The sequence below is a fragment of the Streptomyces sp. sk2.1 genome (genome assembly GCF_008120935.1).
Taxonomy (GTDB): Bacteria; Actinomycetota; Actinomycetes; order Streptomycetales; family Streptomycetaceae; genus Streptomyces.
This window is the reverse complement of record NZ_RDBO01000215.1, coordinates 1-7063: the sequence shown is the minus strand read 5'-3', so window position 1 is coordinate 7063 and position 7063 is coordinate 1. Positions and strand designations below refer to the sequence as shown.

The 7063-nt window shown below is 69.3% G+C and carries 12 protein-coding genes; 10 read left to right on the top strand and 2 right to left on the bottom strand.

Annotation, left to right across the window (positions count from 1 at the left end; translation table 11 throughout):
- The first annotated feature begins 46 nt into the window (after window positions 1–46).
- The 9 genes from EAO76_RS42780 (at window position 47) to EAO76_RS42735 (ending at window position 4895) form a co-directional block, all read left to right on the top strand.
- A complete protein-coding gene (locus EAO76_RS42780) occupies window positions 47–373 on the top strand; it encodes a hypothetical protein (protein WP_148841609.1) in 327 nt (108 codons plus the stop codon).
- Window positions 370–678 carry a hypothetical protein gene (locus EAO76_RS42775; RefSeq protein ID WP_148841608.1) on the top strand — a complete coding sequence of 103 codons (309 nt, stop codon included), beginning with the start codon at window positions 370–372 and terminating at the stop codon, window positions 676–678. The genes EAO76_RS42780 and EAO76_RS42775 overlap by 4 nt, the downstream gene beginning before the upstream one ends.
- A gap of 447 nt (window positions 679–1125) precedes the next feature.
- Window positions 1126–1566: a hypothetical protein gene (locus EAO76_RS42765; RefSeq protein ID WP_148841606.1), complete on the top strand. Its 441-nt coding sequence runs from the start codon at window positions 1126–1128 to the stop codon at window positions 1564–1566.
- 1 nt (window position 1567) lies between these two features.
- The gene (locus tag EAO76_RS42760) at window positions 1568–2083 is read left to right on the top strand and encodes a hypothetical protein (protein WP_148841605.1); all 516 of its coding nucleotides are present in this window, start codon (window positions 1568–1570) and stop codon (window positions 2081–2083) included.
- On the top strand, window positions 2080–2469 hold the full coding sequence (locus tag EAO76_RS42755) for a helix-turn-helix transcriptional regulator (protein ID WP_148841604.1): 390 nt from the start codon (window positions 2080–2082) through the stop codon (window positions 2467–2469). Before EAO76_RS42760 ends, EAO76_RS42755 begins: the two co-directional genes overlap by 4 nt.
- Window positions 2470–2531: 62 nt before the next feature.
- Window positions 2532–3284, top strand: a complete 753-nt coding sequence (locus EAO76_RS42750) for a hypothetical protein (protein ID WP_148841603.1) — start codon at window positions 2532–2534, stop codon at window positions 3282–3284.
- 68 nt (window positions 3285–3352) lie between these two features.
- The gene (locus EAO76_RS42745) at window positions 3353–3721 is read left to right on the top strand and encodes a hypothetical protein (RefSeq protein WP_148841602.1); all 369 of its coding nucleotides are present in this window, start codon (window positions 3353–3355) and stop codon (window positions 3719–3721) included.
- Window positions 3718–4365 carry a nuclease-related domain-containing protein gene (locus EAO76_RS42740; RefSeq protein WP_187439046.1) on the top strand — a complete coding sequence of 216 codons (648 nt, stop codon included), beginning with the start codon at window positions 3718–3720 and terminating at the stop codon, window positions 4363–4365. Before EAO76_RS42745 ends, EAO76_RS42740 begins: the two co-directional genes overlap by 4 nt.
- A 185-nt stretch (window positions 4366–4550) precedes the next feature.
- Window positions 4551–4895 carry a hypothetical protein gene (locus EAO76_RS42735; RefSeq protein ID WP_148841600.1) on the top strand — a complete coding sequence of 115 codons (345 nt, stop codon included), beginning with the start codon at window positions 4551–4553 and terminating at the stop codon, window positions 4893–4895.
- Between the two features lie 88 nt (window positions 4896–4983).
- On the opposite strand, the gene EAO76_RS42730 is transcribed toward EAO76_RS42735, so the two are convergent.
- Window positions 4984–5724, bottom strand: coding sequence for an HNH endonuclease family protein (locus tag EAO76_RS42730; RefSeq protein ID WP_262376243.1), 741 nt, complete (start codon window positions 5722–5724; stop codon window positions 4984–4986).
- Window positions 5725–5931: 207 nt separating this feature from the next.
- Here EAO76_RS42730 and EAO76_RS45155 point away from each other — a divergent pair, with 207 nt between their 5' ends.
- Entirely contained in the window at window positions 5932–6090 is a 159-nt protein-coding gene (locus EAO76_RS45155) for a hypothetical protein (RefSeq protein ID WP_187439045.1), read from the top strand.
- Window positions 6091–6107: 17 nt separating this feature from the next.
- Here the strand turns inward: EAO76_RS45155 and EAO76_RS42725 are convergent.
- The coding region (locus EAO76_RS42725; protein WP_148841598.1) for a PhlD at window positions 6108–7063 on the bottom strand (956 nt) is incomplete at its 5' end.

Sequence of the window (7063 nt, the reverse complement as noted above, 5' to 3'; positions counted from 1 at the left end):
CCTTTCCTGGGCCGCGGCCCCCTCTGAGACCTGACGGGAGAACCTCATGGCCAACCACGCCGCCACCTGCCGCATCGACGACTGCGACAAGCACCGCGCCCACCACAGCACGGTCTGCCAGACCCACCGGCAGCGCATCCGGAAATGGGGCGACCCGCACTTCACCCAGTGGGGGACCGCGGACATGCAGGACGTTGAGCTGATCGTTAGGGAGCGTCGCCCGGCCGAGGGCTTGACCCGGCTGGAGCGTGTGCTTGTCGCCCGCGGCCTGGCCGAGCGTGAGGTTCCCGCCCGTGAGGTCGCCCGAATCGTCGGTGTTAACCAGCGCACGGTCGAACGGTGGCGCGCCAAGGACCGGAAGGAGGCGGCGTGAAGCAGCTCGCCAACCGCACCTGGTTGACCGCCCGCGGGCCTGTCCTTGCGCTGCTGGGTGTGGCCGCCGCCTACGCCCTGTCGCACGTCCTGGACGGCTTCGGGTGGCGAGCCGGCCTCGGACTCATCACGTTCCTCACCACCGTGCTGGCCGTCGGCACCTTCGGGTTCCGCATGCGCGCCGAAGACGCCGTTGAGGAAGCCGCCACCGCTATCCGGGCCGTGCTCACGGTCGCGTTCGCGGCCGCCGCCCTCACCGCCACGCTCCTCACCGCCCTCACCGGCAGCAACCCGACCACCACCTGAAAGGCACCACGATGGCCGACTTCTTCGAACTCTCCGATCCGACCAAGCTGGTGATGGAGGGCACAGCTAAGTGACCGCCTCCCCGAACTCCTGCCGTTACTGCGGTGTCGACGAGCGCGAGCACATGCAGCGCTGGAAGCCGACGGCCAGCTGGCACACGTGGACCCCGCCCACTCAGGATCAGATCAAGCAGCGCATGCGGGATCGGCGTGCTGCACGTCCCGCCCGTCACGTGAATGTTCAGGACCGGCTGCGGGCTGTGCACGCCGATGCATACGCCGCCCCCGAGGACCCGCGGTGCGCGACCTGCCACCGCGACGACTGCCCCAGGTACTGGCGGATCCAGGACCGCCTTGACCGTCGGCTTGCGGCCCGCCGCGCACTGCTTCCGCCCTTCCCGTACGACGACGAACCCCCGTGGTGACCAGACCTGAAGGAGAACCGACCATGCTCAAGCTTGCCGAAGCCCTCATCGAGACGAAGGAGTCCGCCACCCGGTCCTGGTACTTGGCGGTTCGGGACCGGTATCCGTCCGCCTTGGTCCCGGATTGGCGGTCCGGCACGGCGGAGGACGGAGCGCCGCGCCTCACCGTCCAGGTGATCGGGGAGCAGGCCCGGGAGGCGCTGCACCACTTCGCGTCCGCCTACCCGCTCGCCCTCGCCAACGCCGGTGACCTGCGGCCGGTGTGCGAGTACCGGCCCGGCCGTGTCGTGTGCGTGTGGCGGACGCGCGGGGTGTGGGTCGAGATGTGGCACCACGACCTGCCCGCCGTGCCCGCACCGACCCCGGCACTGATGCCGAAGCGCCGGCAGTCGTCCCCGTCCGGCCGGCTCCCGCTCAGCCGCCGCCTCACCACCCGCCGCCAGCACGCCGACAAGGAGAACTGACATGAGTGCCTGGTCTGCTGGAACACGCATTGCGGCTATCCGTAACGCCACTGAGGACACCGTGTTCCTGTTCGGGCGCGGCATCTACGCCGGAGACCACCCCCGTCCCGGCTCTGGGAACTGGTCCCAGGGCACCCTGGACATGGCGCGCCGCGTGGTCGAGGAGTCCCTGAACAAGAACGTGGACGCTCTGCGCGCTGCGGACGATGCGTTCATGGTCCGGAGGATCGCCGAGTCTGTGGAGCAGGGGAAGCAGACGCAGGAGGAAGCCGACCGTGGCATTGCCGAGTACCGGCGACTGCGTCTCGAACGTGAGGCCCGCCGCGCCGCGATGACGGTTGACGAGCAGGTCACGGAGCTGCTGACGCAGATGGACCTCAACCCGCGCCTGGACCTGGACGGTGGCGGCACGGTGTGGGGCTGTGAGTGCTGGTGGATGCCGGAAGCAGAATTCGACAAGCGGTACAGCAAGCACTCGGTCGTCGTGGTCCCTGAGCCTGCTCGGAGTACGGCATGACCGTCCCCGCGCAGGGCCCGTCGCCGGTCGGTGGCGGGCCCGCGGTCTCCCTGACCGCCCACGAACTCCGCGTCCTCGGGCTCGTCGCCAACGGACACACCCAGGAAGACATTGCGCGACAACTGTTCACGACCCCGAAGGGCATTACCCCGACGGTGAACCGGGCGATACGGAAGCTCGGGGCAACGAACGCCCCGCACGCCGTACTCCTGGCCTGCCGGGCCGGCCTGTTGGACGGGAAGCCGCGCCGCCACGGCGACCATGCCGGGTTCGCTGCGCACCAGTACCGGGGCGAGGAGCCGTGCGAGGCGTGCTGGGAGGGGGAGCGTGCGTACCGGCGGGACCGGAAAGCCGCCCGGAAGGCCGCGAAAGTCGACGCAGCGTAGCGAAATTCTCGCCTGGCCACGGGCCGGTAACTACCCACCGTCACATCACGTAGGAGAACGTCATGGGAGCAGCACTCCACCTCGCCCACGCCCACCAGCAGCCCCTCAAGAAGCGCCGCCCCAAGCGAACCGGCGGCGGCGACGGTACCAAGTTCGCCGAGGTCGCCCACCAGATCTACCAGGACGATCGAGCCGACGACAGGACTCGCCCGCTGCTCCTCGCTTTTGCGTACGCGGTGACGATGGCCCCGCTAAACGAGGAGACCGGGGTGTGGCAGGCGATCCACAAGGCCCTGAACCCGTCGTCGTACAAGGGGCAGGTGCGGGAGTTGGTGCGTGCGGACGTGCCTCGGTACGAGCCGCCCGGATACCGGTGGGGGACTGACCGCCTCGACAAGATCTGTGCCGGCCCTCGCGTTCGCCCGCACCCCCATGACGACTTCCTGAACGAGATGAAGATCTGCGGCGCCCCTGCACAGGACAAGGTCGTGGAGAAGCTGCCGGGGACGGGGTGGCACAAGAACCATTGGTTCTGCGTCCGGCACCGAGGCCACCTGGTCCGGGTGCGAGACCAAGTTCGGGAGCAGAACGAGAGCGCCCCGGCTCCAGTGCCGAACCGGGGCGGGCTGCTGCCGTGCTACTTCGACTCGGACTGGGTGCGGGTCTACCGGTGGGCGCTGGGCAACGACCGGTGGGAACCGCCTGTGTACGGCTCCATCGCGGACGACTGGCCCGTGCCCGGCCAGGACCCGGTCCCGCAAAGGGCCCGTCTGCGTCTCGTCCTCGGCGGCACCGATCTGGACGGCGCCGAGTGACTGGGCATGCAACTGGGCAGCATGACCGCTTGGTTGACACGCCACATCAGCAACCGAGAAGGAGAACCGTGGAGAACGTGAAGCGTCGCGCGTGGGTGGGTGGACTCTGGGCGATCGGCCTTTTGATGGTGGCCCTGATCCCGTACGAGTGGAAGCGCGACTCTGGGGTCATGCGGGTGCTCTGGGTGTTCCTTGCGGCCGGTGTCCTGGTTCTTGCCGGTCTGCTGACCCGCATGGAAATCCTGCTGCGCCCCAGGAAGGCCGAGACGAGCGGGGCACCGCAGGAGCATGTGTACCTGTCGACCGGGTGCCTGCATGGTGAGCATGCGTACTGCCAGTCGATGACAGGGCAGCAGGGGGAGAAGCGGCCGGGGCGGTGCAAGTTCTGTGACGCCCGGTGTGCCTGTGACTGCCATGCAGAGGGGGCTTCGCTGTGACTGTTCAGAACTCGGCTGCGGCCCGCGCGGCGGCGCTCCGTGCGGGCGCCCGGCAGGGCGTCTGGCGTCGTCTGCTCGCGCTCCTGGGTCTCGGGGGAGCGAAGGTACGCCGGGCGGACGCGGCGGCGGCCCGGTGGGCGCACGGCGCCGCAGGGGAAGAGGCCACTGCCCGATTACTGGCTCCGCTCGAGGCCGCCGGATGGCGCATCCGCCACGACCTCCGGCTGCGCGGGCGCCGGTTCAACCTCGACACGGTTCTGGTGTCGCCGTGCGGGACGGCGGTCGTGGTGCTGGACACGAAGAACTGGCATCGCGGCCGCCTCACCACTCTGACCAGTGGGCGGGTTCACTGCGGTACTCAGGACCGGCACGACCAGGTCGTAAAGGTCGCCGGGTACGCGCAGGCGGTCGGGAAGGCTTTGCCCGGGGTGCTGGTGCTGCCGCTCCTTGTCGTCCACGGCTCCCCGGTGGCCGGCGGCGGGTTCGAGGCGCCGGTACCGGGCGGGGCGGTGTGGGTGCTGGGTACGGATCTGCTGGTGCCCCGGCTGGCAGGGGCGGTACGAGGGGCACGCGACCCGCGGCGTGCGGCGCAGCTGGTGCAGAGGGTGGATTCCGTACTCCGCCCGTACACGGAGCAGCCCTGAACCACACGCACGGGGTAGCGCCGGAGCGGCCCATCATCCTGAGAGGTGGTGGGCCGCTTTCGTGCGTTCGGTGGCCCGTCGCGACGGGGGTGACACGACGGGCCATGGCCAGTATGGCAGGGGCTGCGCCGACGACTGTGGCGCGTCATTCGTGCCTGGCATTCGAACGGACGTAGCATCTGCGGGTGCCCAAGTATGACTTTCCCGACGATCTTCGCGCGGCCCAGGTAGCTCTCCTCGAGACTCGCGCCGCCTACGAGCAGTACGCCAAGGACCTCCCCTGGTCGGTCGAGCCGATGCCCGGTTGGGAGGGTGACAAGCAGCTCCACAGCGACTACCGCTCCGGCAAGGCGGACAGTCCCGGGTACACGGAGGAGCAGGCCACAGAGGTACGCCGCTTCCGGGCCCGTCTGCTGGAGCTCAGCACCACCGTGTCCACGCACCCCTTCTGGGACTCCGTCGACGCCGGCGACCGCGTCGAGGCCCGCATGGCGCTCAAGCACGCCCACGAACAGCCCGACGAGGCGTAGTCGCCCTCAACTTCGGAGAAAGCACTCGGTTCCCTGGTGGGGCCGAGCAACCTGAGGCACAGCGGTCCACAGTGCACCCAGGCTCACGTCACGGGGCGGCCTCGTACTTCACGACCGTGTCCGGGCAGTCCACCGCGAGCTTCTCCAGGGCGGCGCGTTCCTTGTCGTCTGCGGTGAGCTTCCACCGGAGCTTCGTGGCGGTCCAGTCGGCGAGGTAGGTGCACTGCGCGGACTTCGCCGGCGGCATCCATTCGCTCGGGTCCTTGTCGGCTTTGGACCGGTTGGTCTTCGCGGTGACCGCGACGAGGCTGCGTTCGGCGTCGAGGTCGTTGGCGTAGCGCATGCGCCGGTCCGCGTCCCATGCCGAGGCGCCGCTGTCCCATGCCTCCGCCAGCGGGACCATGTGGTCGATGTCGAGCTTGCCCGCCGCGGTGACCGTGACCTCGTCGTAGTACGACAGCCACTCACCTCCAGTCAGCGCGCACCGGGCACCCTGCTCCGGGGCCTTGACCGCTTCGGCGAGCAGGACCTCGTTGCGGGTCGAGCATGAGTCGCTGTCTTCGTCGGTCCAGTGCTTGAAGCTGTCGCGCTTGTACCCGTCGCGTACTTCATCAGCGGCCGGAATCTTCGCGATGGCTGCGGTGAGGGACAGGCCGCTTCCGTCGGCCGGAGCGCCTGCGGCCGCAGAAGGGCTGGCCTCGGCGGAGGCACTGGCGGACGCGTCGGCTGAAGGCTTCGAGTCGGACTCGTTCGCGGCGCTGGGATTGCACGCGGTGAGCGCGGCCGCAAGCACGGCAGCGGCGATCGGGAGGAGGCGGCGTACGGACACAGAGGTCTCCAGCTTGGTCGGGGCTGATGAGCCTCCATGATCCCAGCTGGTAATGGGAGCCTGACAGGTGGTCATGTGTGCTGGTCGTCGCCCGGCGGTGGCATCGGCTTCGAGGTGAGTTCACCGCCGGGCTGGGAACCAGTGTGGGGTACACGGCCTGTAATGTGCCGCCGCAGGATGTGACGGACTGGCGTGGGGGAAGAGGGCGTGGACGACGAGGAGAAGATCGCGCGAGGAGTGGCCCGGGGCATTGCCCGGCACGAGGCCGCGCGGGCGGAAGCGCAAGGCCGGCAACTGCTCGGTTGTTTGCTCATGTTCGCGATCTTCGCTGTCGGTTTTATCCTGCTCGTCACGTACGGCGGTTGAGCGGCGTTTCGGGGCCGTCAAAGGGCCCAGGTGCCACGCAGGGCCGCGGTGGTGAAGCCGGGCCCGAACGCGACCAGCAGGCCCTGGGCGTCGTCGTGGGGCGGGGTGGTGTGAGTGCGGGCAAGGATGTCGAGGACCGCCGCACCGCCGAGGTTTCCGTTGTCGGCGAGGGACGCGTAGGAGTGGTGGGCGTCGACGTCGTCGAGGCCGACGGCGGTGGCTACGTCGTGGATGATGCCGGGGCTCCCGGGGTGGATGACCGCGAAGTCGAGGAGAGTGTCGCCGCCCAGCCAGTTGAGGACGGCGGGTATGGCCTGGCCGGCGGTGGTGGGGGCGCGGCGGTCGGAGTCGAAGTGCACGCCCGCCTTGTCGATGCGGCCCTGGTAGCGGTCGAGGCTGCCGGGGAGCCAGTACTCGAAGGTGTCGTCGATCCGGAAGCCGGGCTCGAGCTGGTGGCCGGTGACGATGGCCGCGGCCGCGCTGTCACCGAACAGCGCCTTGTAGATCATCGACGGGACCGTGGTGTCGGCGTGGTTGTACGTCGTCGACAAAGCCTCTGTGACGACGACGAGGACGACGTCGTCGGGGCGTGCGGTGATCTGGTCGGCGGCCCGGATGAGGGACTGGGCGCCGCCGGCGCAGGCGAGGGTCGTCATGGGGATGCGCCGGGTTGTCGGGCGGAGGCCGAGGGCGTGGATGAGGTGGACGTCGAGGTTGGGGACGGCCCAGCCGGTGGCGTGGGAGGTGACGATCGTGTCGATCTGGTCGGGGTGGAGGCCAGCGGCGGTGATGGCGCGGGTGGCGGCGTCGGTGGCCATGGCCAGGCAGTCCTCGAACGCGGCGGTGGTGCGTTCGTGAACGTCTGCGTTCCCGGTGACAGTTGGGGAGTTCAGGGGCCTGGTGAAGTGTCTGCTGTCGACGCCGCAGTGCTGTATGGCTCGGAGGATGACGGGGAGGCGGGGGTGGTCGGGGT

What these genes read in the sequence shown, in the direction of transcription:
- EAO76_RS42755 (WP_148841604.1), top strand. Translation starts at nt 2,080, where the DNA reads ATGACCGTCCCCGCGCAGGGCCCGTCGCCGGTCGGTGGCGGGCCCGCG.
- EAO76_RS42760 (WP_148841605.1), top strand. Translation starts at nt 1,568, where the DNA reads ATGAGTGCCTGGTCTGCTGGAACACGCATTGCGGCTATCCGTAACGCC.
- EAO76_RS42765 (WP_148841606.1), top strand. Translation starts at nt 1,126, where the DNA reads ATGCTCAAGCTTGCCGAAGCCCTCATCGAGACGAAGGAGTCCGCCACC.
- EAO76_RS42780 (WP_148841609.1), top strand. Translation starts at nt 47, where the DNA reads ATGGCCAACCACGCCGCCACCTGCCGCATCGACGACTGCGACAAGCAC.
- EAO76_RS42750 (WP_148841603.1), top strand. Translation starts at nt 2,532, where the DNA reads ATGGGAGCAGCACTCCACCTCGCCCACGCCCACCAGCAGCCCCTCAAG.